Raw genomic sequence first — 25,877 nt, 5'->3', positions numbered from 1 at the left:
TCATTGAAGGAGTTTTAAATTCATGGCAGTAGATTACGATTCCAAATCATATTTGGAAAAAGTTGACGCTTGGTGGCGTGCAACGACCTATCTCTCTGGTGGAATGATTTTTCTGAAGTCAAACCCACTATTCTCAGTAACTAACACACCGATCCAAAAGGACGATGTAAAAGTTAAGCCAATTGGTCACTGGGGAACCATCTCAGGACAGACGTTCTTATACGCACATGCTGATCGGTTGATCAACAAGTACAACTTGAACATGTTCTACATTGGTGGTCCTGGTCACGGTGGTCAAGTTATGGTGACTAACGCTTACTTGGATGGTACCTACACTGAAGATTATCCAGAAATCACACAAAACGTTGAAGGAATGGCACGTTTGTTCAAGCGTTTCTCATTCCCAGGCGGAATCGGCTCTCACATGACTGCCCAAACGCCAGGTTCACTTCACGAAGGTGGCGAACTGGGTTACTCACTCTCACACGCAACCGGTGCGGTCTTAGATAACCCTGACCAAATTGCCTTTACCGTTGTTGGTGATGGTGAAAACGAAACGGGTCCTGCAATGACTGCATGGAACTCAATCAAGTTCTTGAACCCTAAGAATGACGGTGCCGTTTTACCAATTCTTGACGTTAACGGATTCAAGATTTCTAACCCAACCTTAACTTCCCGGATGAGCGACGAAGAATTAACGAAGTTCTTCGAAGGTCTTGGCTGGTCACCTCGTTTCATCGAAAATGATGACATCCACGACTACATGGCTTACCACGAAAAGGCTGCTAAGGTCTTTGACGATGCCATTGCTGACATCCAACAAATCCAAAAGGACGCCCGTGAAAACGGTCGTTACGAAGATGGCGAAGTTGCTGCATGGCCAGTAATTATTGCTCGTTTGCCTAAGGGCTGGGGTGGCCCAACTCACAACAAGGCCGGCGAACCAATCGAAGGCTCATTCCGTGCTCACCAAGTACCGCTTGACTTGAAGCAAGGCGACTTGAGTGAATTACCAGAATTTGAAGCATGGATGAACTCATACAAGCCAGCAGAATTGTTCAACGCTGATGGTTCCTTGAAGCCAGAAGTTGCTGACTTTGCCCCTAAGGGTGACAAGCGGATGGCTTCTAACCCAGTTGCTAATGGTGGCCGTGACTTTGGTGCTGCACCTAAGTTGCTTGACTTACCAGACTGGAAGTCATTAGCTAACGACATCAATGAAAGCAACCGTGGAACTGAATTGCCAGATGGCAAACGGAACATGGATATGAACGTACTTTCAACGTTCTTTGCTGGCATTGCTACTAAGAACCCAACTTCATTCCGTGTCTTTGGTCCCGATGAAACCATGTCTAACCGACTTTGGGATATGTTCAACGTGACGAGTCGTCAATGGGAAAGTAAGGTTAACGAACCTTATGACCAATACGAAGCCCCAGAAGGCCGGATCTTGGATGCTCAATTATCTGAACACCAAGCAGAAGGTTGGCTTGAAGGTTACACGTTAACCGGTCGTTACGGTGTCTTCACCTCATACGAATCATTCCTACGGGTTGTTGATTCTATGACGACTCAACACTTCAAGTGGATCCGTCAAGCAGCTGCGCAAAAGTGGCGGAATGACTACCCATCATTGAACTTAGTTTCGACTTCAACGGTCTTCCAACAAGACCACAACGGTTACACCCACCAAGATCCAGGTATGTTAACTCACTTGGCCGAAAAGAAGTCTGACTTCATTCGCCAATACCTGCCAGCTGATGGGAACACCTTGCTTGCCGTCTTTAACCGGGCCTTCACTGACCGTCAAAAGGTTAACCACATTGTGGCATCCAAGCAACCACGTCAACAATGGTTCTCCGTTGATGAAGCTGATGAATTGGCTACTAAGGGTCTTAAGACCATTGACTGGGCTTCAACCGTTGCTGAAGGCGAAGATGCTGATATCGTCTTTGCTTCAGCCGGTGTAGAACCAACCATCGAAACTTTGGCTGCCGTTGACTTGATCAACGATGCCTTCCCAACGGTTAAGATGCGTTACGTCAACGTTGTTGAATTAGGTCGTCTTCAAAAGAAGAATGGCCCTCTGAACGCAGAACGTTCATTAAGTGACGCTGAATTCAACGACTTCTTTGGTCAATCTGGAACACCAGTTGTCTTTGGTTTCCACGGTTTCGAAGACTTAATTGAATCCATGTTCTACGAACGTCAACACTTAGGGTTGCACGTCCACGGATACCGTGAAGATGGTGACATCACCACTGCATACGACATGCGTGTTTACTCTGAATTAGACCGTTTCAACCAAGCTAAGGACGCCGTTCAAGTTCTGATGGACAAGGGTGTTATCGACGAAGCTGCCGGTGCTGCCTTTAACCAGAAGATGGATGACATCTTAGCTAAGCACTTCAAGGTTACCCGTGAAGAAGGTCATGATATTGAAGAATTCACTGACTGGTCATGGACTCCCCTTAAGAAGTAATTAAGTTTAAAAACGGGCGAGCGTTAAGTCATTAACGTCTTCCTAATAAAATAACGGATCCGATTCGGGCTGCAAATGCTTGAGTTGGATCCGTTGTTTTTTGCTTAAAATAGAGTTTTAGGGGCTAATTTAAAAAAGTATTTTTATAAAATGGTACACAATTAAATTGTGAATCCAATTTCTGGTAATCATGAGCAAAATTCCCCATAATGTGGTCAAAGGGGAGTATTCTGTCTGTAAAGTTTTAGGGGGGTAGGAGTATGACACAGGTATCAGGGGAATATCATACGGCAACTCAATCATTATTAGAGGATGCGCTGATTGAATTATTACGAACCAATTCGCTCGATCGAATTACCGTTCGTGATATTGTGGGCCAGGCTCACGTGGGGCGCTCAACCTTTTATAATCATTATCAGGATAAGTTTGAACTACTAAACAGTTTGGTTGATGAAGAAACGGGCGCTTTTAGTCGGTGGATAATTGAAGATTTTAACGACCGGGAGTTAGGGGAAGCTTTGGGAATGTTGTTAGATGAGTTGGCACCTAAACGTGAAAAGATCTTGATCTTACTGTCAATTAAAACGAAGACGGCTGACTTGAACGCAAACTACCGGAGAATTGTGCGGGCGGCGTTAACTGAACATATGATTCCAAAACTCACCACGCACTTGCCGTTAAATTACTTACAGGATTTCTGTGTGGATACGGTTATGACCCAAATTGATTACCAATTGCGCCACGGCAAGCAGCCGCAGTTATTAGACTTTTGGCGGATGGTCAAACAGGCCTTAGTTCTACCGGCTGATTAGAACTCCATCACGGTGCGACTTGAAATTAGATTGAAAACCACACCAAATAGGGATGACAACTAAGTTCGTATAATCGAATTCGGTTGTCATCCCTATTTAACGTGGCCAAAGCGGTTGATGGTTCTGACTATCATTTACTTCAAGTCGATTTTACCCGTATAGAGTTCGTAATATTTGCCATGTTCGGCCATCAATTGATCGTGGGTGCCACGTTCGATAATTCGGCCGGCGGAAATAACCAGGATGAGATCTGAATTAAAGACGGTAGATAACCGGTGGGCAATGGCTAGGGTCGTCCGGTTCTTCATTAGGTTATCCATTCCACCCTGAATTTGACGCTCCGTGTTGGTATCAACGTTTGACGTGGCTTCGTCTAAAATCATTACGGGTGGATCGGCAACGGCAGCTCGCGCAATGGATAATAGTTGCCGCTGGCCTTCCGAAAGGTTACTGTTACTGCCATCAATTTCCGTTTCATATTGCTGGGGCAGCTGAGTAATAAAAGCGTCTGCGTCCGCAAGTTTAGCGGCGTTAACGACGTCGGCAGTCGAAGCGGATAGCCGCCCGTACCGAATGTTTCCGGCGACCGTATCGGTAAAGAGATTGGTTTGCTGAAGGACGATCGCCATGGCCCGTCTAAGATCCGCCTTCTTGATGGTAACGATATTAATACCGTCATAGGTAATCGTCCCGCTCTCAATTTCGTAAAACCGGTTCAGCATATTAGTAATGGTAGTTTTACCCGCCCCCGTTTCGCCCACCAGAGCGACCTGCTGACCCTGGTTAGCCTGAAACGAAATATCGAAGAGGGTCTGGTGTACGCCATCATAACTAAAGTTAACGTGATCAAAAGTAATGTCGCCCCGAAGCCGGGTTAACTTGGGGGTACCAGAAGCAGTGGGGGTCTTCCAAGCTAATTCTGGCGTTTCATCGGTCGTTTCGTGCAGGTTTCCCTGGGGGTCCTGGGTAACATGGACCAAGGTGATGGTCCCGTTATCCACCTCAACCGGTTCGTCAAGCAGTTGGAAGATTCGTTCGGCTCCAGCCATTGCTTGAACGATGAAGTTCAGTTGCTGGGAAATTTGGGCAACGGGCTGGCTAAAGGAACGGCTGAGCTGAACGAAAGCAGCGATAGTCCCTAAGGTTAGGGGCGCGATACGGTTAATTGCAATAAAGCCACCTGCTACGGCTACGAGAACGTAGAGGAAGTTTCCGATGTTGCCCATCATTGGAAAAAGCATGGTGGCATAGCCATTTGCCTTCGCAGCGGCTTTGCCCCACGCGTCATTCAGCTGAATAAATTGATGTTCGACTTCTGCTTCGTGAGAGAAGACCTTAACCTCTTTTTGTCCGGTTAAGGTTTCCTCCACGTAGGAATCAATTTGCCCAATTGCCTGCTGCTGGCCCTGAAAGTACTTATGACTTTCGTTCGTCATCCACCGAACCAAAAAGAGGCTGAGGATAAAAATTCCGATGCTAACCATCGACATTTGCCAACTGAGAATGAGCATGGCCGCTAACGCAAATAACCAGTTTAAACCGGCGCTAATTAACTGCGGAAAACTTTGGGATACGAGTTGACGCAGAGTGTCGACGTCATTTGTGTAGCGGCTCATGGTGTCACCGTCATCGGTAGAATCAAAGAAGCGCATCGGCAATTTTTCCATGTGCTGAAATAGTTGATTCCGTATGTCACGTTGAAGCTGCTGACTAACAATGGCCATTATTTCCGTGGATAAGAAGACGGCGACAACCCCAATGAGAAAGATGATTCCCATGATAATTAAGGCGTGAATCAGCGGTGCAAAGTTAGGAACCCGCTCCCTTAGCATGGGCGTAATGTAATTATCCACTAACCGACGGAGGAAAAAGGAGCCAGCGACGGTAGCAAACGCACCGAGGGCGACACAAATTCCTGAAATCACTAGTTGGAGGGGGTACGTTTTAAAGATTAGCCGCATTAACCGCCTTAGCGTGGACCAATTTAATTTATGCTTTGGTTGAGCTTTCTGTGTCAATTGATTGACCCCCTTCCTCATGGTACTGCTGGGATTGAACTAGTTGCTGGTAGGCGGGATTGGCTGCCATTAGTTGAGCGTGCGTCCCAACCTGGCTGATGGTCCCATTTTCCATCATTACGATGAGGTCGGCATCCTGAACAGCTGCGACCCGTTGGGAAATGATAATCTTAGTGGTGTGAGGGATTTTAGTGGCGAGGGCCTGCCGAATGCTAGCTTCGGTTTGGGTGTCGACGGCGCTGGTAGAGTCGTCCATGATGAGAATCTGGGGCGACTTGAGGAGGGCCTGGGCAATTCCAATTCGCTGCTTTTGGCCCCCAGAAACGTTATTGGCGTTTTGTTCCAATTCGGTATTATATTGTTCAGGAAAGGTCGTAATAAAACCATCAGCCTGAGCCAGTTCGGCGGCGTGTTTAATCTGTTCGTCAGTTGCCTTAGGGTTTCCCCACCGTAAGTTGTCCGCAATGGTCCCCGAGAACAGGGTGTTGCCCTGGAGAACCATAGCAACGTTGTTACGTAACACTGTGAGGTCATAATCCTTAACGTTATGCCCGGCTACCGATACCGTCCCCTCCGTCACGTCGTACAGTCGTGGAATAAGTTCTACCAGGCTGCTTTTACCCGCACCCGTAGCCCCAATTATTCCAATGAACTGCCCGGACTGAATGGTAAGGTTGATATCGTGAAGGACCTCATGATCGGGGTTTCCGTCGTAGGCAAATCCCACGTGGTCAAAAACGACGGCGCCGTTATCCACGGTTTTGAGGTCCGCCGCGTCGTTTTGGATGGAGGGGGTCGTCTTTAAGACGGCCACAATTCGTTCGGCGGCTGCATCAGCAATCGTCAGCTGGTTGAAAATCATGGAAAACATCATTAAGGAGAACAGGATGGACAAGCTATAAGAAAACAGGCTGACTAATTGTCCGGTTGTTAGGCCATGAAAAACGATCAGTCGGGCCCCAAACCAGAAGAGCAGCATCATGGAAACACTGATGACAAACTGCATGAGGGGGGCGTTTAGGGAGATGAGTTTCATCGCCTTGGTGAAGACGTTATAAATCCCGGTTGAGGCGCGGTCAAACTTTTGGTCCTCCGTGGTTTCGCGGTCGAACGTCTTCACAACCCGAATACCGTGAAGATTCTCAGAGACCACCCGGTTCAATTCGTCGTAGGCCTGAAAGACTTGTCGAAAAAGGGGCTGTGCAGTTTTGATGATCCACCATAGGGCAACGGCCAAGATGGGGATGATCACTACAAAAATGGTTGCCATTTCGGCGTTAACCGTGTAGGCCATGATAACGGAAAAAATGAGAACGGCCGGCGCCCGAAACGCGGTTCGAATGAGGACCTGATAGGCGAGCTGCATGTTTGTCACGTCCGTGGTCATCCGGGTGATCAGACTTGAAGTTGAGAATTTATCAATATCTGCAAACGCGAAGTCCTGAACGTGATAAAACATGTCCTGGCGCAAATTCTTAGAGAATCCGGCTGAGGCATAGGACGATATCCAACTGGCCGAAACACCGGCGGTTAATGAAATTGCGGCGAGCGTGAGTAAGAGCCACCCCATTTGATAGATGACGGATAACCGACCGGCGTTAATGCCTTGGTCAATCATCGTGGCCATGTAGAAGGGAATGAGGGTTTCAGCGGCCGCTTCAATCAGGACGCAGACCGCGGAAAAAATGGACGGCCATTTATACTGACGAACTGATTTTGCAAGTGTACGTAACAATTTGCCACCTCCGTGAAAACTTAATGCGATTGTCTCTTAGCATAGCGCAAATGGCCGAAAATTTCCTGGACTTCACTTTGCGGATCAAATTATAAAAACTGAGCGTTAGAACGTGACAATCTTTTTAAAAAAGGTGACAATAGGGTTATCAAGAACAGATTATGGGGGGCACAATAATGACAACCGAAGCAGGAAACCAGGGTGTGATGCAAATCCGGGTAACGTTAAATGATAGTCAACCCGCTATTTGGCGGCGAATCCTCGTTCCAACTAGTATCCGATATGACCAACTACATGCGGTCATCCAGGTCATCTTTGACTGGAACAATAGCCACTTATATAATTTTTTAACGGCCGGTCACCACGAATATGTTTCAGCCGATTTAGATGACGATGCTGAACCTAATGAACTGGTCGATATGAACTTTCCCTACAAGGATTTAGTTGAGGGACCCATTACATACACCTATGACTTTGGCGATAGCTGGGAACATAACATTGAGTTAGAACAGATTGTGCCGATGGCGGACTTAACCGCCCACCAAATTCCATTCTGTCTTAGTGGCGAGGGCGCTAACGTATTAGAAAATACTCGGGGGCTAACCCCCAAGGAAGTGACTGCGGATATGCAGGCGACCATTTTAAACGGGCGGCCGGCTAAGGAAGCGGGTCACTTAGGCATTGCCGGCTCTGATTTTAATCAGACCACGGTCAATGACTTGTTAGCAGAGTTCTTTGTTGATAGTTGGACGGAACGGTTGCGGTAGGTCATGTTAGACCAAAAGAAGAGACCGAGAATGTTGATCTCGATCTCTTCTTTCAATATAGGGGTAAACCATTTTTATCGAACAAGGGGTATCCAGCCACGTGCTGAAAGGCGAGGATGAGCTTTTCTGGTGGAACATCACCATCGGCTTGCAGCCATTCAATAATCATTTTATTGAGGGCCCCCGCGTAAAGATAGCTTTCGTAATGGGCAATATCAGGATCGGCTGCTAACGTATCCTGCTCTTTTCGTAAGCGTGCAAGACCCTCGCTAAAGTATCGTGAGGATAAATCATCCCATAGGCCATCATCATAGGTGACCGTATGCTGATAAAGTACGAGGTTATCCTTTAATTCATTGAGCAGACGGTCAAGTTGGGTAGTAAAATTATCTAACGTTAGGTTGGCAGGGTCAACATGACGTAAGGCACCAAGGGTGTATACCGTCCGGAGAATGTCATATTTATCGGTAAAGTAGTAGTACACGGTTTTTCGGTGCACGTTTGCTACTCTGGCAATTTCAACCACAGAAATTTTGTCGAATGTTTCCTTTTGAACAATCTGACGAAATCCCTCTAGTATCTGGTCCAGTTTCCCATTCTTCATAGATGACGTACCTTCCTTAAAAACTGTGTTATTCTACAAGACTAAGTATAACTAAGTTTGTTGTCACGAAGGTATATTGAACTTAACCAATTTATTTAGACTGGTTAGATTGTGGTGGTAAGATTCACAAGTTAGTTATGAATTCAAAATAAGTTAGCGAGCCAGCTCTTTTTAACGTCGGATTCCTTAGATGATCAGGAGCCGGCTTTTTGGTTTGGTTGGCCGTGCTTAACCTACTTGAACTCTATACTTGCTAGCTTATGACGTCAACTTTGATGCATAGGAAAAAATAAGCAAAAAAAGGTTGCCTTCGACTAACTCGAAGGGAGTAAGATAGCCTCTAATGATAAAACGATCCTGAACGAGTCTGTAAAGGAGTGTAACCAATAATGAAAACAATTTTAATGGTCGGACAAAACGTCCAGGCCCTTGTTCGCCGGGCAACGGAAATTTTGAGTCAAACGACTGAAATTCAAATTACCGTCTACGCCCCAAAAACGCCTGAATTATATGGGTTAACGGTTGATCGGCTAACCTTTATTGAGGGGACAATTGATGATGCTGGGGCACTAACCGCAAGTATGTTGGGTCAGCAGGCAGTATACGTAGATTTAGCACCCGAGATGCCAGCGTGGCAAGTTCACCACCTGCTATCAGCGATGCAGGGTGCTGAATTGAATCAAGTTTACGTTAACGGTTGTGTTCAACAGGAATTAGAAGGGCAGGTCCACTGGTTTAATAGAAGACGCAACCAGCAGACGAGTGTGGAGTGGCAGCAAGTTATGCAGCAACTGACCAATGGGGAAATTAACTTTACTTACTGGCAAGGGTTTCAAAGCGACGGCCAGGCCATTGTTAGCTACGGGTCTGCTGATGGTCGGCTTCAACATGCGACCACCCAGCATCCGGCAATGATTACAGATTTAGTGGGTGATTTGAACCAGGGAGCCGCCTAATCTCGGGGAGGCAAAATCATTGCCCTTTCAGCGGAGAATCGAGATAATGGTGAAAACGAATCAGGGGGGAATTGGGATGGATTTTGATCGATTACGAACCGATGCTAACGCAGCAGCCGATAAGGCAAAGGAAGCGGCGGACAATGCGAAGGTGCAAGTGAACGGCGCCAAGGATAAAGCTGAGGAAGCGGTTGAAAATGAACGGGCTAAACACCAGACAGCCGATCTAAAGAACCAGAATTAAAATTAGGCGGCCCTGATTGGCCGTTTTTTTGGTGGTGAAGAATGATGTACGGTATTTTTTATAATGAAACTGCGGGTGGGGGCAGCAATGCGGATAAGGCCCACCGGGTTGAACTGTTAATGCAGCAAGCAGGGCGTGCGACGGAGACCATTACCGTGGCTAAAAAAGATCAGGTCGTTGCGACCCTAAGACGGAAGCTCCATCATTTGGATGACCTAATTGTGATTGGCGGCGACGGAACCTTAAACGCGGCCATTTCAGCCATGACGGAGGAACAGCTGGCAATTCCACTCGGGATCATTCCCGGTGGAACGATTAACAACTTTGCGACCCGCTGGGGGCTGCCAGAAGATGTGGATGAAGCCGTCCAAGTTATTTTAGCGGGCCGGAAAATTCGGGTGGGGATCGGGGAAACGCAAACCCACCGGGCCATTGTCAGTTCGCTGACGTTTGGCAATCTGGCGGATATTTCAAATGACGTCCGCCAAAAGGATAAGCAGCGGTTAGGCAAATTAGTGTACCTTAAAACGGCGTTGCAGCAAGTGGGGCGGCACCATTCCTATCAGGTACAGATTACGATGGATCACCACAAACCGCGGCGTTATAATACGTGGTTTGCCATGCTGACGACCACCGCTGATGTGGGGGGACATCGGTATACGGATCCCACCCCGAATCGGTTCCACTTCAGTATCCTGCACAACATTCATTTAAAGCAGGTCGTTCCCTACCTTTACTTTGCGTGGACGGGCCGCTTAGACCACTCGAAGTCCATTACCTATGCCACTCCCCGTCAGGTTCTTTTAGTGGGAAAGTCGACTGAAACTATTACGACGCACATCGACGGCGATCGGGGACCAGAGCTGCCCCTTAAACTTCAGTTTTTGCCCCGGTTTTTACCCCTTTATGTCCCAATCAACAATGAGTAATAAAAAAGCTGCCTTCATTGGTTCCCTAATTAATCGGGAAGTGATGAAGGCAGCTTTTAGGTTAGGAGTGTTCGGCTGTCTCGGCCGAGGATTTATTCTACCGGAATAATTTTGTCGCTTTGCTGAGGACCCTGGAACTGAGGTAGCCCCCCTGAATGGATAAACACATGAGTCCAAGCATTAATAGCGTCCGAATCATAATGTCATTTAAAAAACTAAGGTCGAAGTAGGTTAATAGATTTATCTGGGGAGCGTTTGCTAACGTCAGCACGCCAAACCAAATCAGCATTAAACTCGTTGTAAAAATAACCACCAAGCTGCCAAACCGTGATGCAGCAAGAACCAAGGCTTTAAACGATAAGTGATATTGATGTGGTTGCATAAGTAAAACCTCCCTGACTTGAAGTTGTGACTAGTTTAACAGACAATCGTTTTAAAATGGGAGAGTTCACGAATTGTTCATAAAACTTTCTGATTTTTGCCGTTTTATAGGGTGATTCGAGGAAAGTAAACGGAGAGCTAATCTACTTTAAACCGCTACCAATATTAAAAATGCTAAGGTGAATCGCTGGTTATTTTGACCGGTGCGTACTATCATTTAGGAAGTAAATCATCACTCAATCAGTTCTAGAAATGGGGAATTGGATTATGACAAAAATGATAGCTGGACAGGCACTCGTTAAAACGCTCGAGGATTGGGGCGTTGATCATGTATACGGTTTACCCGGTGGTTCTATCAATCACACGATTGAAGGGTTGTACCTGGAACGGGATCAGGTTCAATACATTCAGGTTCGGCATGAAGAAGTCGGGGCGATGGCGGCTACCGCTGACGCCAAGTTTACCGGTAAAATCGGGGTATCCTTTGGTTCTGCGGGCCCCGGCGCCACTCACCTCTTCCAGGGGCTTTACGATGCCAAGATGGATCACGTGCCAGTATTAGCACTGGTTGGCCAAGTAGCTCAGGAACAAATGAATACGAACTTCTTCCAAGAAATGGATGAGGATCCCATGTTTAACGACGTGGCCGTCTACAATCGGACGGTTACAACGGCAGATCAAATACCCTACGTCATTAATCAGGCCATTCGGCAGGCGTACAAGCAAAGTGGCCCGGCAGTGGTTATTATTCCGGATAGTTTAGCAGCCGAAGAGATTGATTACCAGAAGGCAAAGACGCCGGATACCGTGGCGAATACCTACCGACAAACGGTTGATCCTCAAGCCGTTCAGGATACAGTCAAGATGATTAAGGAAGCCAAACACCCATTAGTCTACGCCGGTCGGGGACTACTAGGGGCTCGAGACGAACTCGTTCAATTCTCAGAACAGTTTAACCTTCCCGTCATGAATACCGTGCCTGCAACGGGAGTCATCCCAACCGATCATCCGAATGCGGTCGGGACATTCGGCCGGTTAGGGAGCAAAACCGGATTTGAAGCCTTACAGCACACGGATCTCATTCTCTTTATGGGATCAGAATTTCCGTTTGCCCGCTTCTGGCCGAAGGGGATTAAAGTGATTGAAGTCAACCTGAATCCGTATGATATCGGGAAGGAAGTCCCCGTTGATTACGCCATTATTGCGGACGGCAAGAGTTATCTTCAGGCAATGATTGCGACCGGGGAATCCCGGCCCGAAGACGCATGGATTAAAGCCAACCAGGAAAATAAAGTGAACTGGGAGGCCTTGCTCAAGCACCGGGCAACCGATGATAGTCGGGGGCTAAACGCAGAGACCGTAATGGATCAGGTCGCTCAGATGTCGGGCCCGGATGACTTCTTTGGGGTTGACACCGGAAACGTTTCGGAATGGGCCGTGCGGGGATTACCAATGACCCAGAATCAGCGGTTTGCCATTTCTGGTCTCTTTGCAACGATGGGATACGGGGTTCCAGCTGGAATTGCCGCTGCCTTAGATACCAAGGGACAGGCATGGTCCTTCTCTGGTGATGGGGGATTCTCCATGGTGATGCAAGATATCATTACTCAGAATCGGTACCAATTGCCGGTTATCAACGTGGTCTTTGTGAATGAACTCTTCGGGTTCATCTACCACGAACAGGTAGTTGATAATCAGGATCTCTACGGGGTTGACCTGACACCTGCCGATTACGCTAAGATTAGTGAGGGCATGGGCGCCATTGCCTTTAAGGTTGCTAATAAGGCCGAAGTTGAGGCAGCCTTCAAACAAATTAGCGAACTTCAAAAGCAGGGCAATAAGAAGCCGATTGTGATTGAGGCCCAGATTCAAAATGCCGATCCCATTGACACCCAGTTCATGCCGTTTGACCCGCAACTTTACGGGCAGGACACCGTCAATGCTTACGCTGAAAAGTACCATATTAACTTGGCTAAGCAGCCGTCGTTAGGGGAACTCCTCCGTAACGATGGTGATACCCTATAAGCAGCCTTAATTTAAAAGCCGGTTTCAACTTAGCACGGTTCGTGCGGTTGAAACCGGCTTTTTTAAAATTTTTTTAGTAAATTTCACAAGTTTTGCTTGTTATGAGTTGTAATCGCTGTCAGATTCTAAGATAATGAACTCAATTATGTGAAAATTAAGGAGGTGCGACCCGGATGCCAACGGAAAATTGGTGGAAAAATGCCATTGGCTACCAAATCTATCCCAAAAGTTTTTTAGATACGAACGGGGACGGCATTGGCGATTTACGGGGGATTCAAGCGAAGATTCCCTACTTGCAGAAGATGGGCATTGACTTTGTCTGGTTGTCATCCATTTTTCAGTCGCCTCAGATTGATAACGGTTATGATGTTGTGAATTTTACCGCCGTGGATCCAGCTTATGGAACGCTGGCGGATTTTGAAGCCCTGCTTACGGCCCTCCACGAGGCCGATATTCGGCTAGTATTAGACGTTTCCTTTAACGATACCTCAAGCCAACACCCGTGGTTTGAACAGGCGCGGACTTCTAAGTCGAGCCCCTTCCACGATTACTACATTTGGCGCGACCCGGTTAACAGTCACGAGCCTAATAACTGGGAGTCGGAGTTTGGCGGCTCAGCGTGGGCGTTTAATGAGTTAACGGGGGAGTATTACTACCACCTGTTTACGGACGCCCAACCCGATTTGAACTGGGAGAATCAGCGTGTTCGGAAGGAAATCTATGAGGTTATCCGATTTTGGGCGGCCAAGGGAATTGATGGCCTGCGACTAGATAATATTTTTAACATTAAAAAATTAACCACGTTTGAAAATGTGATGGAACCGAACCAGGCGTACCAAAACGTTTCAGGGATTGAACGGTACTTTGATGAACTAAAGGCCGTGTTTGATGAAACGGGACTAATGACTATTGCGGAGGCGAGTTCGGTCCCGATGGAGTCGGCCGCTAAGCAAATTGACGGCCAAAACGGAATTTTTGATATGCTGTACCAGTTTGACCACCTAGGTTCCTGGCACAGTTTTGACATGAGGGAATTAGGGCCGAAACGGTTGAAGTCAGCACTAAGCAACTGGCAAAATCACCTGGGTCAGGACAGTTGGAACGCTCTGTTTATTGAGGACCATGATTTACCCCGGGCGGTTTCTTCGTTTGGTAACGATGGGGTGTACCGGCGTCGGAGTGCGAAGGCGATTGGCCTCATGTACTTTATGATGAAGGGAACCCCATTTCTTTATCAGGGGCAGGAATTGGGAATGACGAACGCTAAGTTTCAGTCGATTACCGATTACCGGGACTTTGATTCGCTGCGCTACTATGACGTGGAGCGGGCCGCTGGCGTGGATGAGGAACAAATCCTGACCGTGCTTGCCAAACGCAGCCGGGACAACGCCCGAACCCCCATGCAGTGGAATAACGAAAAAAACGGGGGCTTTTCAAAAGCGCAGCCGTGGCTTCCGGTAAATACGAATTATCCGACCGTCAACGTCGAGGACGAACAAAACAACCCGTACTCGGTGCTCACTTTTTATGAAACGATGATTCGGTTGAAGAAACAGACGCCGGCCCTCTCCTGGGGGAAATATGACCTCATTCAAGCTGCTGACGATCATCTGTATGTGTACCGCCGCTCCTTAAACGGGGATCAGTGGTTGGTGGTGACGAACCTGAGTAGTCATGAAGTCGAGTACGATGACTTAAAGTTAGCGCCCAGTGAACTGATTTTTACGAACGCGACCCCGGATCCCATTTCGGATGACCCCATCCTATTACCGTGGGAGGCCCGGCTCTATCACTTACGGGCTAAGGGATAGTCGAAAACTTAGGGAAACGTTATGATTTTTACCGAATGACTTGCGTATAATGGGACCAAAAGGGGAGATCGCATTGGGATTGTTTAACAGTATTATTGGGAACGCCTCATCCGCTAACCCAGAAAAGGCGCAGCAAGACTTGGCTCCGCTTCTTATTCCGGGCGAAGAGGTTGAGTTTGCCATGAAAACCATTCGTGATTGGTTTGTGTTAACGAACAAACGTGTGTTGTTGACCAACCGGCAGGGAACGGGAAAAAAAGTGGAGTACCGGAGCATTCCGTACTATGCCGTCACAAAGTTCAGCCTTGAAACGGCGGGCCACTTTGAGTTTGAAGGTGTTCTCCGAATCTGGACATCGGGCCAGACCGAACCCGAAATGATTCAACTTGATAATGGCGGCCCACTAGCCGAATTAGAACGTCGTTTGGCGGGAAAAATTTTGTGAATGAGGGTGTGGAACCGTTCGGGTAGATCTGGAGGATTAACTGAGGCATCGGAAAATGCTGGTCTTGGGCATTATTCGATGACAGAGTTAACCGCTGGGAGTGGAAAGGTGGGACCTAGCTAAATCCACCCCAACATCTAATGAGACCGATGACCAAATCTGGTCATCGGTCTTATTTATCGTGCCCAAAACGGGTGATTCTCCAGTCGCTTCTCTAGGACATTCGTTGGTTTGCCGGTATACTAAAGAAAAGCACCAAGCTTTGAGACCGATAATAGGGGGAACTAGGATGTTACAGATACACCATTTAAGTCAAATTAGCGACCAGGCCGTTTGGGTAGAGGCTCAGACCCCCACGGACGATGAAGTGAAGGAATTGAAGTCCTTTTACGGCCTGTCACAGGAAATTCTTGGTTACGCCCTGGATAAAAATGAACGGACGAACTATGACTATGACTTCTTTAATAAGTCGGAGTTGTTTGTCTACCATGTGCCTTATCAGGTAGATAGCACCCACCTTCGTTATGTGACGCGCCCAATTAGCTTAATCTATCAATCCCCATACTTGTTTACCTTTAATATGCAGGATATTCCATTAGTTAACCGGGATTTAGAAACGCTCTTAAAAAATTCAATGGTCAAAAGCTACCAAAGCTTTATTTTGCTCGCCCTGTTAAAACTGAGTGACGAATTTTTACCCGCCATTGAACAAATTAATGCGACGCGAAACCGATTGGATAGAACACTAAACCAACGACCCACCAATGATAACTTCCAGAGTCTTTCCCATCTTGAACAAAGTTTGGCATACTTTACGAGTGCTACGGCAAATAATGAAACGTTGCTTAAGGCCGTACCTAAAAGCCACTTTGGTAAGGATTTAGACCAACAGGGTCAGGAACATCTGGATGATGTTTTGGTGGAAGCAGGGCAGGTGGCTCAAATGACGGCTACGGAAATGGACGTTATTGATCGGATTTCCAGCACGTTTAATAACGTGTTAAACAATAACCTGAACGGTACCATGAAGTTTATGACGGTTTGGTCGTTAGTTTTAGCGATCCCAACGATTGTTACCGGCTTTTTTGGGATGAACGTCAAACTACCATTTGAAAATTTCAATCTGGCTTGGATCTTGGTGTGTGCGTTATCCGTGTTCTTTATTGTCTGGATGATTTGGGTTTTCCGCCGGCGGAATATGATGTAGCCTCTTTTCACAAACCTCGTCATGAGATACAATAGAGCCATAAAGTCATGAACAAGGGGATTCGATTATCTAATGAAACCAACCACAAAGCTAACTGTCCCGTTAGTTACGCAACGACCTGAATTACCAACGGGAAGCGCTATTACTGCCGTCACGATGATGCTGCAGTATGCGGGAGCAAAGGTGGACAAGATGAATTTGGCAGATGAAATGAATCGGGCAGCTAACCCCAATGATGGGTTTGTCGGGGATCCGGCCAAACCGGACGGACAGGGGATTGATCCGAAGGGACTCTTACCCCTCGTTAGTCAGTATATCGGCGCGGCAGTTGATCTAACGGGTGCTGATTTAACTGAGCTGGAAGCGACCATTGCAACGGGCAAACCGGTGGTGGTCTGGATGGGCAACTTTGACGGGTTTGATTCTCACGCGTTGCTAGTCACGGGTTATGACGATGATTTCATTTACTTCAATGAACCTTGGACAGCACGGCAGGATTCATTGCCAAAGCATAAATTCGAAGCCAGTTGGCAACGGGCCGCACATAAGGCCATGAGCTACTGAGGCATTCGTGGATTGATAGACGATAAAGACGCAAATTTGGGGCTGTGACAAGCATCTGTTGTCACAGTCCTTTATTAACGGAGGAATTAACATGGCAATGATGACAATTGAATCGTTGAACCGGTTTGGGTGGGTCGTAAATCCAGCGGGGGTTACGAGCGAAGGGGGCCGTTACTATCCTGTCCGATCCCGATATCACGTGGCTTCCCGCTTAATTGATCCGGCGGGAAACGATTTTTTCCAGTTAGACAACGGCGACCAGCTGCCATCTAGTGCGATCTACCTTGAAGGTGAGCCCTTTTTTAACCGACCAACGCCGTTATCCTCTGAGTTAGCGGTGGTTCAAGATCCCCATGGCACCACGCTGCTTTCAGATGCGGGCGTGGTCTTAACGGTGGCCGAGTTTGGGGCGAGTTTTCCGGTAACGGATCAAGCCGTTGATATTTTCGGGGACGCCTGGTATAAAACGACGTCGGGATGGTTAAAGGCGAATACGGCCTTTCTGGCTGGGCACCACAAATTTCAGCATCCCGGTAAGTTTGCCATGCCAAAACGGGGGAAAGTTAAGCGGGCCAAGGGGATTACAGGCCAGACTCAAGATGGTCAGGACCACCATTTTTACCCGCTAGGAGCGACCGTAACCCTCGTTGGGACGGCAAAGGATGATGTGGGCCAGATTTATTTACATACTACGGATGACACCTACCTGCCCCTTGATAGTGTCTGGCAGGACGGCCAATCCTTGTTTGAACGGGTTACTGGATCGGGGGATTACATCGGGGTCATTACGGTTGAAGATACCACCCCTATCAATCGCCTGGGCCGCCCACTGCACGCCGTTCGAACGGGAACCGCATTTGATGTTCACCACTGTGCGGTGGATGCTTTTGGCCGCTACTTTATTGACGTTGGGGGCGACCGGTGGCTAGCAATGACCGCCTGTGTTGCCCTGCAAAGGGGCGAGGCCTGGCAGCCGAATAAAAAGGAGATTCTACACCTAGCCAGCCCGGATATTAATCAGCGGTTATGGCAACTCCCCCAAGGATCAGAAGCTGCCGCCCTCTTCTTAGGGTTAAAAACGGTTGGCAGCTTAGCCCACATAAGCTTTACGGAGTGGCTGACCCGCATGCCGATTTCGCCCAATGGGAATCCCAACCGCGGCTTTTCTGGCGATCCTGCCTTACGTCCCGAGATTGAATCCGTTACGATCACTCCTGCAGCGTTAATTGACTGGGGCGATCAGTTTGGCGACCTACGAAATCTCCACGGGGCTACTACTGCCTTCATTCGGCAGCGGGTTCAGCTGGGTCACCCGGTCATTGCGTACGTGACCGCTAACTTACGGTCACCAGAATATGTGACGACACCGTTTGGTACCCAGGTTAAGAACGGACAGGCGGTGTTAGTGGACGGCATTTCAGGATCCTTGCTCCATTTGAATGATCCGCTAAATGGCGCCCGTTGGGTCCCAGAATCCCGGTTTGAGCATGCCTACAATTGCCGGCAGTGGGCCATTGAGGTCCTTCCGCCCCGCATCATTAACGGAGAGGGGGAAAGATAACATTGCCAGAGGAACAAGTTCCACACCGACTAAGTCCGGTTGCCCTCCTGAGTTTTATTCAGGATCAGGTGACGAACTGGACCATTCCCATTATCTTTGGGTTAATTTCATTAATTCCCCTAACGGTTCAGCATTTAATTCCTGCGTGGTTAGCCTGGGTCATAGCTATTGCCGTGGGAATTGTTCTGTTGTTAGGGCCCCTCGAGAAGTACTTCTCGTTGTGGTACCTCTTTAAGCGGGATGCCTTAATGATTAATACGGGGTTGATTTTACAGGATGTGACGGATATTTCGTATGATCGGATCACGGGCTTTTCGACCCGGCAGCCGTGGTACATGCGACCGTTTCACACGGTCATTTTGACGCTGACCATTGAAAGTCAGACGGATGAGGACGATAACTTTACGCTACCAGGGATTCCCGAGGCCCAGCTAGGAGCAGTCGTCAAGCGACTAGCCATTAAATCTCCCGTTACAACTCGGTCAAAGTCCATTAATCAGCCTACCTACTTAATTCACCCCATGGAACTGTGGCGGTACGCCATGACGTCCCCGTCCTTTTTGTTCATTCTTGCAATTATTGCCTTAGTGACTAGTCGGCTCAGCCACCCCGTGCGAGCGTGGATGATGACCTTTTTAAGCCGGTACATGGGGACCATTGGCACAACGTTGGCTCTGCTGATGAGCTTAGGTATCTTCTTGGTGGTTTACGTGGTGGCGACGTTAACCATGGTCAGCCGTTACTACGGGTTTCGGCTCGAAAAGCGGGAGACCATGATGATTACCACCCGGGGGTTCTTTCGGCGTAAATCCGTTCAAATCCCCCTGGATCAGATTGTAGCGATTCGGGTTAAACGTCCACTGATCAGACGAATTCGCCACATGGCTTCCGTGCAGCTAATCGTTGCCGATCAAACGCGGCAAAGAACCCATACCGTTCTCATTATGCCGGTTATTAGCGGACTCGAATTGCCGTTGTTCCTAACAAATTTCTTCCCTGAGATTCCGTTTCAACGGGTCAAACAAATCCCCGTTGACCGGCAAACGTTGGGGTGTAACGTTCGTAACGTGGTCATTGCGGGTATGCTCGTCATGATTCCCTTGGTGATGTTAAATGGACTATGGGGGTTGCTGTCCGCCATTTTATTTGCCTTCTTAGTCCCCTCAGCGATCTTACGGGGGCGGCACACGAACGTTCAATTGTTAAATGACCGGTTGATTGTGACGCAGACTACCCGGTGGCTGACCACGGAACAGGAATTTTACCCCAAAGCCAACATCCACCAGCTAGAAACGATTCATACGGCGTTCTCGAACCGTCAGATGGCAGATTTAGTAATCTACCTTGAAACCAGCGGCCGGCCGGTACGGCGGATATTCCGCTACTTACCTAAGCCGACCGTTGATGACGTTCGACGGTGGTACGAAGAATGATGATAATAGAGCGCAATTAATAAGATGAAATGTGAGCCATTATGCCCATGCAAAATGAGGTCAATGATCAGGTCCGATTCTATTTTGATCGGATTGGTCATTGGCCTTATTTAGTCGGGTTCCGTCACTCAGCTCTCTGCGGATAACCCAAGAAACAAATTATGCTAAAACCCAGCATATTTTGTTTCTTACGTTATTCCTCAAGATCTCCCGAGTGATTCCACACCCTTTTAGTCGGGTTCCACTTCTCAACTTTCTGCGGTTAACCAAGCACCCCAATAATACTAAAACCCAGTATTTTTGGGGTGCCCCGTTAATCCTCGAAAGTAAGCGAGAAGTTCCACACCCTATAGATGAAAATAGTTAAGCAGAAACTTAGCTAGCCCGTTCTCAGTAACGGCGGGGGCAATGAACTTCGCGGCGGCTTTGACTTCTGGTTTGGCGTTGGCAACGGCGACACTGAGATCGGCGGCCTGAAACATCCCCAAATCATTTAACCCATCTCCGAAAGCAAACGTATGCGCAGCGTCAATGCGGGTGGCTTTTTGAATGGCCTTTACGGCGGTGCCTTTGTCGATTCCGTTTGGAATGAGTTCCAGGTTATGATCGCCGGAACTCGATAGGTGCAGGTTCGTTGTCAGTCTTATTTGAGTTGCGAGGGCCTTTAAATCCATGGGGTCGCCCGTAATAACACCGTTCGTAATCCCCGTTTGCATGGCGGGGATCATGTGGGTGACCGGAACCGTGTGCAGCGAAGAAAGGCGGATGATGTTGGCTTGATCAGCGTAGGGTGGTTCCTGACCCGTATAGTAGAGGGTCGTGACGGAGAAGAAAAAGAGTCGGCACCGAGAATTAGGTATGAGTGCCAACACCTGCCGAACGGTTTCGCTGGGAATTTCGTGGGTGATTAGCTGATTACCGAGCTGATAGACTGCTCCGTTGGAACAGAGAACTCGCACGGGGGACTGAAATTGGTCGGCGACATGTTGCGCAAGCGGATAGAAACGTCCGGTCGCCACATAAAACTGGACGTTGCGGCCGTTCAATCGGTCAACCGCGGCCTTCGTGAACGGGGTAACTTCGTGCTGCCGAACGAGTAACGTATCATCAATATCTGAAAAAACCAAGTATGGCGGCATTAACGATCCCTCCTTTGGTAGCTTCAGTGTAGCACGAAAACACCCTAACCAGTTAAGGATTAGGGTGTTTGAAAGGTCACCGTATCGCCGTTCAGAATCGTGGTCAGCCGGTTAGCCAGCTGGGTGACCTTAATCGGGTTTTCCCGGTCAGCCAGTGATAGTCCAGGTTCCTCAAAGAGGACCGTTTGATGAGCAAATAGAACAATTCGATCGGCCACGTGGATGGCCTCGTGTAAATCGTCCGTCATTAAAATTTGGGTGAGAGATTCCTGCCGGCCTAAAAAGCGCAGTCGAATCTGACGTTCGAACCGGTCCTCGCTAGTCAGGCCGGTAAAGGGATGGTCCCACACTAGCAGTTTGGGGGCGGTCACCAAGGCGTGGGCAATTTTAATTTGCAGTTGTTGAGGAACGGTCAACTGGTTAACCGACTGTTGAATAAGCGGTTCCGCGTTGATTTTTGAGAGGGCGGAGAAGGCATCTTCCCGTTTTCGGTGCCCCGTTTTGATTAAAATATTTTTGACGGTGGATGCCCAACCCGACAGTCGGCCGTGGCCGTCAATTAAACTGATTCGGGGATTAGTTTGGGTTAACTCCCGCCCGTCGAACAGAATTCTTCCGAAGTGGGGTTGACACTGACCTAAAAGAAGCTGGTCCAGTGCGTGGCTCATGGCGGGGGTACATCCAATAATTGCAACGGTTTCGCCGCGTCGAACGGATAAATTAACGTCCAAAAAGAGTGGTTCCCCGTGTAAGTTACGGGCAACCCGGTTTAGTTGCAGAATTTCATCAGGCAACGATAGCAAGCAGGCCACTCCCTTCATAACCAAAATGAGGCTAACAGAATCGATCAAGCGGTTTGTCTAGCGCTTTTACGAATTCATTGGTATCTTAATAAGTCTTATCATACGGGGTAAATGTGACCGAAGTTTGCCCAAATTCGTGAAGTTTTTGTGACGAATCATTTTACTGATAAAAAATAAGTAAAATGATTGCAATTCCATTCTGATTTGAGTATACTTACCTCATTAATTAATCGAAGTCAGTAAACCTTCTGGGGGGATATAAATGGAAAAATTACCACAAATGACGGCGGCCGAACTTAAGGACCGAATTAAGGACGGCCACTACATGCTCTTCTTTAGCGCAGATTGGTGCCCAGACTGTAACTTCATTAAACCGGTAATGCCTGAGATTGAAGCGGAGTACCCACAGTACCACTTCCTTTTAGTTGATCGGGATGAAAACATCGATCTAGCGGGTGAATTAGGGGTCATGGGAATTCCAAGCTTTATCGCTTACGATCATGGCAACGAAGTCGGTCGGTTTGTTAACGGTGACCGGAAGACACGGCAAGAAGTTGAAACCTTTATTGATACGGTAGCCTAAATGTAAAAAAGGTGCCCACCAACGAGTTATTCGTTGGTGGGCACCTTTTTTGCCCCTTACTTAGGGTCATCTTCCTCTGGTTTTTCAGTCGTGACCTGACTTTGCTGGGTCGAACTTAACCGGGATGTATCTGCGTTACCAATCCCGAGCGGCTGGTTAAGCATGATGGAGGCACTCAGTGTCATTTTGAGGTAGTCCTCTAGGGTCATACCGTATTCGGCCATTAATTTACTGGCCTGTTTCTTTGTTTTTGGGTCTAAGTGAAGTTTTACTGATTGCACCTTTTTGTGTTTTGTCATATTAATATCTCCCCCTGTGCTTTTCTTCATCATACTCGTTGCGGAAAAAAAGGGGGGTGATAACGCTCGTCAATTTATCGTAGGGCCCGGCGAATGTGGATTAATTTAACGCATTCGGTAACCACTAGAACGACAAATCCGGCTAGCGTAGGAATTCCCCAGCCGTACCAGAAGTTAATGGAGGCCGTGTGGAAGATTTCCTGCATGAACGGCAGGTAGATAATGCCGATTTGCAGGACAATTAGCAACCCAACGATTATGAAGGCCATGCGGTTTTCAAAGAAGTGCTTGGAAACCACGGGATAGGGACTCCGGAGGTTGAACAGGTAAAAAATCTTTCCGAAGATCACAATGTTAAGGGTCATCGTGGACGCCATAACGTTAGAGAGACCAGCGCCCGTGAGCAGGTCGTAGGCTAGAATTCCAAGGCCGGAAATGAGGAGGGAAACGTAAAAGATCTCAATAATGTCGGAGCGCTTTAAAATTCCCTCTTGGACGTTACGGGGTGGTCGCGACATAATTCCGGCTTCTGGCGGCTCAAAGATGAAGGCAAACTGGATAGTTAAAGCTGAAACCATGTTAATCCACAGCAGCTGCGTCGGATATAGTGGTAGTTCCTGTCCCAGAATCATACTAATCACGACAATTAATCCTTCGGCAAAACTGGTTGGGAGTAAGAATCGGATGGTTTTACGGATGTTATCGAACACGTGGCGCCCTTCACGGACGGCCGAAACGATATCGGCAAAGTTATCATCCGCTAGTACCATATTGGCAGATTCCTTAGCCACTTCCGTTCCCTTGATCCCCATGGAGACACCAATATCGGCTTGTTTCAGGGATGGGGCATCATTAACCCCGTCCCCGGTCATTGAAACAACGTGACCGTTAGCCTGTTGGGCTTGAATAATTTGTAGTTTATTAGCTGGAGTTGTCCGGGCAAACACGTTGTAATCATCAACGTGGGCCTTTAGTTCAGCATCTCCCATAGCGTCAATTTCAGGTCCCGTAACGACCTTAATTTCACTCGCTAAGTGGAGCTGTTTGGCAATTGCTCCAGCGGTATCAGGGTTATCCCCGGTAATCATTTTAACTTGAATACCGGCCCGGCGGAGATCATCAATGGCCCGGGATGCTTCTTCACGGGGAGGATCAATAATTCCAACCATTCCAAAGATCGTCAGATTATCCCCGATCATATCGGGTTCAATCGTGTCCGTACCCTCGGGAACGGGCTGGGCAGCCAAGGCAACGATTCGCAGGCCCTGCTTAGCCAGCTTTGAAGTACTTTCGATCCAGTAATCTGAATCAACGGTCATACCGTGTTTTTCCGCAAGGTCCATCAAGGCCATCGGAGCCCCCTTGACCAACAAGCGGGTTTGACCATGGTCGTCCACTAACCGAGCGGAGTACCGGAACGCTGAATCAAACGGCAGGGAGTCGATTTCATGAACCTCGGGGTCCTGGCCTGCCATCTTCCGAAAGAGAGTGGTTAAGGCGCCATCGGTTGGTTCACCCGTCAGAATCCACTTACCGTCTTCTTCGTGTAGTTCAGCGTCTGTGGTTTGACCCGCAATGTTAACAATTTCAGCAATGTCTGGTTCCTTCACCCAGTTAACGGGTTCGCCGTTTAACAACAAGGAACCGTTAAAATCGATTCCGCCGTGACTATCGTAACCAACCCCCGTGACGTCGTAGGTGCCACCGGTTGTTACGATCTTTGTTACGGTCATTTCATTCTTCGTCAAGGTCCCGGTTTTATCGGTATTAACGATGTCAACGGCCCCCAAAGTTTCGACCGCTGGCAGAGACTTGACGATGACGTTTTGTTGCGTCATTCGGCTGGTCCCCATGGCTAGAACGACTGAAGTGCTAGCTGGGAGGCCTTCAGGCATTGACCCCACTACCATGGTAATAATGGCAATGGTTAGAGTGGGCAGGCTGTAGACGTGGGTAAATAGCCCAATAATAAAGAGAAGGACGGCAATGGCCACGATGGCTAAGGAAAGGCCCAACCCTAAGGAATTCAGGTTCTTCATGAGCGGAGTGACGTTTTCCTTAACGTCCTGAACGGATTCTTGGATTTGCCCAATCTCAGTATCCTCCGCGGTGGCCGTGACAATTCCCATCGCCGAACCGCTTGTGGCGGCGGTAGAGGCATACACCATGTTTTGGCGATCGGCTAGCGGAAGGGTGCGCTGGTCAATGGGCTCCTCAATTTTTTCAACGGAGTTGGTTTCCCCGGTCAAGACAGATTCCTGAACGTTGAAGTTATCGGCCGAGATTAACCGCATATCAGCTGGAACGGCATCCCCGGCCTCAAGGTTGACGAGGTCACCCGTCACAATGTCACGGGCATCAAGCTCCAGCTTTTGGCCGCCCCGGATGACAAAGCTGGTCGTGACCAGCATTTCCTTGATGGCATCAAGGGCATTATCAGCCTGGCGTTCCTGAAAGTAGCCGATAAAGGCGTTCGCGATGATGACCAGGAAGATGACAATTGAATCGGAGTAGTGGTGCATAAAGAACGTCAAAATGGCTGCGGCAGCCAGAATGTAAATGATACTGTTGTTGAATTGTTTGAGGAACCGCAGCAGGTTGGATTGCTTCTTAGCCGTCAATTCATTACGGCCGTTTTGAACTAACCGGCGTTGGGCTTCAGCTGGGCTTAATCCAGTAGTTGGGTTAGTTTCGTATCGATTGGCCAGTTCGGATTCGGATAGCTCCCAGAGTGGAACTTTCTGATCAGTTGGGGCCGATGGTTTGTCTGACATTTAGGTGTCGCTCTCCTTTGGATAGTTAGATTAATGTACTTTTGGGTGGTTCCGACGGTGTCGGAGTCGATCGTCCAATTTAATCATAGCCTTTCTGCCGGCTCGTTCCTAATAAAGTTATCCGGAAATTGAGCGGTATAGTAGGAAGAATTCTACAGAAATGTTAATCTGAATTCAACCGATTTGTACATAGGCCACACTATTTAATCCCGCATTTTTGAGTCGGGAAACTAAAAGTTCAGGTGCACCAAAAATATTTTTGAATGAATTTAATTTAGATGAATCACTATTTAACGGTGTTGGCA

General features: G+C 48.1%; 22 protein-coding genes. 14 read left to right on the top strand and 8 right to left on the bottom strand.

The window, feature by feature from the left end:
• The first annotated feature begins 22 nt into the window (after positions 1-22).
• Together DCM90_RS04715 and DCM90_RS04710 are read left to right on the top strand one after the other, a co-directional pair.
• The gene (locus DCM90_RS04715) at positions 23-2,482 is read left to right on the top strand and encodes a phosphoketolase family protein (protein ID WP_109250188.1); all 2,460 of its coding nucleotides are present in this window, start codon (positions 23-25) and stop codon (positions 2,480-2,482) included.
• A gap of 260 nt (positions 2,483-2,742) precedes the next feature.
• The gene (locus DCM90_RS04710) at positions 2,743-3,294 is read left to right on the top strand and encodes a TetR/AcrR family transcriptional regulator (RefSeq protein ID WP_109250187.1); all 552 of its coding nucleotides are present in this window, start codon (positions 2,743-2,745) and stop codon (positions 3,292-3,294) included.
• Between the two features lie 134 nt (positions 3,295-3,428).
• Here DCM90_RS04710 and DCM90_RS04705 read toward each other — a convergent pair whose 3' ends face one another.
• Together DCM90_RS04705 and DCM90_RS04700 are read right to left on the bottom strand one after the other, a co-directional pair.
• A complete protein-coding gene (locus DCM90_RS04705; RefSeq protein WP_109250186.1) occupies positions 3,429-5,333 on the bottom strand; it encodes an ABC transporter ATP-binding protein in 1,905 nt (634 codons plus the stop codon).
• Entirely contained in the window at positions 5,284-7,047 is a 1,764-nt protein-coding gene (locus tag DCM90_RS04700) for an ABC transporter ATP-binding protein (RefSeq protein WP_109250185.1), read from the bottom strand. Before DCM90_RS04700 ends, DCM90_RS04705 begins: the two co-directional genes overlap by 50 nt.
• A gap of 176 nt (positions 7,048-7,223) precedes the next feature.
• On the opposite strand from DCM90_RS04700, the gene DCM90_RS04695 reads away from it, so the two are divergent.
• Positions 7,224-7,814: a plasmid pRiA4b ORF-3 family protein gene (locus DCM90_RS04695; RefSeq protein ID WP_165815211.1), complete on the top strand. Its 591-nt coding sequence runs from the start codon at positions 7,224-7,226 to the stop codon at positions 7,812-7,814.
• 52 nt (positions 7,815-7,866) lie between these two features.
• On the opposite strand, the gene DCM90_RS04690 is transcribed toward DCM90_RS04695, so the two are convergent.
• Positions 7,867-8,418 carry a TetR family transcriptional regulator gene (locus DCM90_RS04690; RefSeq protein ID WP_109250183.1) on the bottom strand — a complete coding sequence of 184 codons (552 nt, stop codon included), beginning with the start codon at positions 8,416-8,418 and terminating at the stop codon, positions 7,867-7,869.
• 389 nt (positions 8,419-8,807) lie between these two features.
• Here DCM90_RS04690 and DCM90_RS04685 point away from each other — a divergent pair, with 389 nt between their 5' ends.
• The 3 genes from DCM90_RS04685 to DCM90_RS04675 all read left to right on the top strand — a co-directional run bounded on the left by DCM90_RS04685 (position 8,808) and on the right by DCM90_RS04675 (position 10,547).
• Entirely contained in the window at positions 8,808-9,374 is a 567-nt protein-coding gene (locus tag DCM90_RS04685; RefSeq protein ID WP_109250182.1) for a Rossmann-fold NAD(P)-binding domain-containing protein, read from the top strand.
• A 76-nt stretch (positions 9,375-9,450) separates the two neighbouring features.
• Entirely contained in the window at positions 9,451-9,618 is a 168-nt protein-coding gene (locus DCM90_RS09985; RefSeq protein ID WP_165815210.1) for a hypothetical protein, read from the top strand.
• Between the two features lie 41 nt (positions 9,619-9,659).
• The gene (locus DCM90_RS04675; RefSeq protein WP_109250180.1) at positions 9,660-10,547 is read left to right on the top strand and encodes a diacylglycerol/lipid kinase family protein; all 888 of its coding nucleotides are present in this window, start codon (positions 9,660-9,662) and stop codon (positions 10,545-10,547) included.
• Between the two features lie 97 nt (positions 10,548-10,644).
• On the opposite strand, the gene DCM90_RS04670 is transcribed toward DCM90_RS04675, so the two are convergent.
• Positions 10,645-10,929, bottom strand: coding sequence for a hypothetical protein (locus DCM90_RS04670; protein ID WP_109250179.1), 285 nt, complete (start codon positions 10,927-10,929; stop codon positions 10,645-10,647).
• Positions 10,930-11,195: 266 nt separating this feature from the next.
• Between DCM90_RS04670 and DCM90_RS04665 the strand changes: the two genes are divergently transcribed.
• From DCM90_RS04665 to DCM90_RS04635, 7 genes are all read left to right on the top strand, one after another.
• Entirely contained in the window at positions 11,196-12,953 is a 1,758-nt protein-coding gene (locus DCM90_RS04665) for a thiamine pyrophosphate-dependent enzyme (protein ID WP_109250178.1), read from the top strand.
• Between the two features lie 173 nt (positions 12,954-13,126).
• Positions 13,127-14,764 (top strand): glycoside hydrolase family 13 protein, encoded by a 1,638-nt coding sequence (locus DCM90_RS04660; RefSeq protein ID WP_109250177.1) that lies wholly within the window; start codon positions 13,127-13,129, stop codon positions 14,762-14,764.
• Positions 14,765-14,813: 49 nt separating this feature from the next.
• Positions 14,814-15,209 (top strand): PH domain-containing protein, encoded by a 396-nt coding sequence (locus DCM90_RS04655; protein WP_225365966.1) that lies wholly within the window; start codon positions 14,814-14,816, stop codon positions 15,207-15,209.
• A 289-nt stretch (positions 15,210-15,498) separates the two neighbouring features.
• The gene (locus DCM90_RS04650; RefSeq protein WP_109250175.1) at positions 15,499-16,416 is read left to right on the top strand and encodes a magnesium transporter CorA family protein; all 918 of its coding nucleotides are present in this window, start codon (positions 15,499-15,501) and stop codon (positions 16,414-16,416) included.
• A gap of 72 nt (positions 16,417-16,488) precedes the next feature.
• Positions 16,489-16,980 carry a C39 family peptidase gene (locus tag DCM90_RS04645; RefSeq protein ID WP_109250174.1) on the top strand — a complete coding sequence of 164 codons (492 nt, stop codon included), beginning with the start codon at positions 16,489-16,491 and terminating at the stop codon, positions 16,978-16,980.
• A gap of 91 nt (positions 16,981-17,071) precedes the next feature.
• Complete coding sequence (locus DCM90_RS04640) at positions 17,072-18,541, top strand: hypothetical protein (protein WP_109250173.1); 1,470 nt, start codon at positions 17,072-17,074, stop codon at positions 18,539-18,541.
• A gap of 2 nt (positions 18,542-18,543) precedes the next feature.
• On the top strand, positions 18,544-19,974 hold the full coding sequence (locus DCM90_RS04635; RefSeq protein ID WP_109250172.1) for a PH domain-containing protein: 1,431 nt from the start codon (positions 18,544-18,546) through the stop codon (positions 19,972-19,974).
• 347 nt (positions 19,975-20,321) lie between these two features.
• Here DCM90_RS04635 and DCM90_RS04630 read toward each other — a convergent pair whose 3' ends face one another.
• Positions 20,322-21,113 (bottom strand): HAD family hydrolase, encoded by a 792-nt coding sequence (locus DCM90_RS04630; protein WP_109250171.1) that lies wholly within the window; start codon positions 21,111-21,113, stop codon positions 20,322-20,324.
• 59 nt (positions 21,114-21,172) lie between these two features.
• Positions 21,173-21,964 carry an ATP-binding cassette domain-containing protein gene (locus DCM90_RS04625; protein WP_109250170.1) on the bottom strand — a complete coding sequence of 264 codons (792 nt, stop codon included), beginning with the start codon at positions 21,962-21,964 and terminating at the stop codon, positions 21,173-21,175.
• A 214-nt stretch (positions 21,965-22,178) separates the two neighbouring features.
• On the opposite strand from DCM90_RS04625, the gene DCM90_RS04620 reads away from it, so the two are divergent.
• Complete coding sequence (locus DCM90_RS04620) at positions 22,179-22,499, top strand: thioredoxin family protein (RefSeq protein ID WP_109250169.1); 321 nt, start codon at positions 22,179-22,181, stop codon at positions 22,497-22,499.
• 56 nt (positions 22,500-22,555) lie between these two features.
• On the opposite strand, the gene DCM90_RS04615 is transcribed toward DCM90_RS04620, so the two are convergent.
• On the bottom strand, positions 22,556-22,798 hold the full coding sequence (locus tag DCM90_RS04615; protein WP_109250168.1) for a hypothetical protein: 243 nt from the start codon (positions 22,796-22,798) through the stop codon (positions 22,556-22,558).
• Positions 22,799-22,872: 74 nt separating this feature from the next.
• Positions 22,873-25,572, bottom strand: coding sequence for an HAD-IC family P-type ATPase (locus DCM90_RS04610; protein ID WP_109250167.1), 2,700 nt, complete (start codon positions 25,570-25,572; stop codon positions 22,873-22,875).
• Positions 25,573-25,877 lie beyond the last annotated feature (305 nt).

The sequence above is a fragment of the Levilactobacillus bambusae genome (assembly GCF_003124125.1).
Taxonomy (GTDB): Bacteria; Bacillota; Bacilli; order Lactobacillales; family Lactobacillaceae; genus Levilactobacillus; species Levilactobacillus bambusae.
Note: the sequence above shows the minus strand (reverse complement) of the source record. Positions and strands in the feature narration are given on the sequence as shown.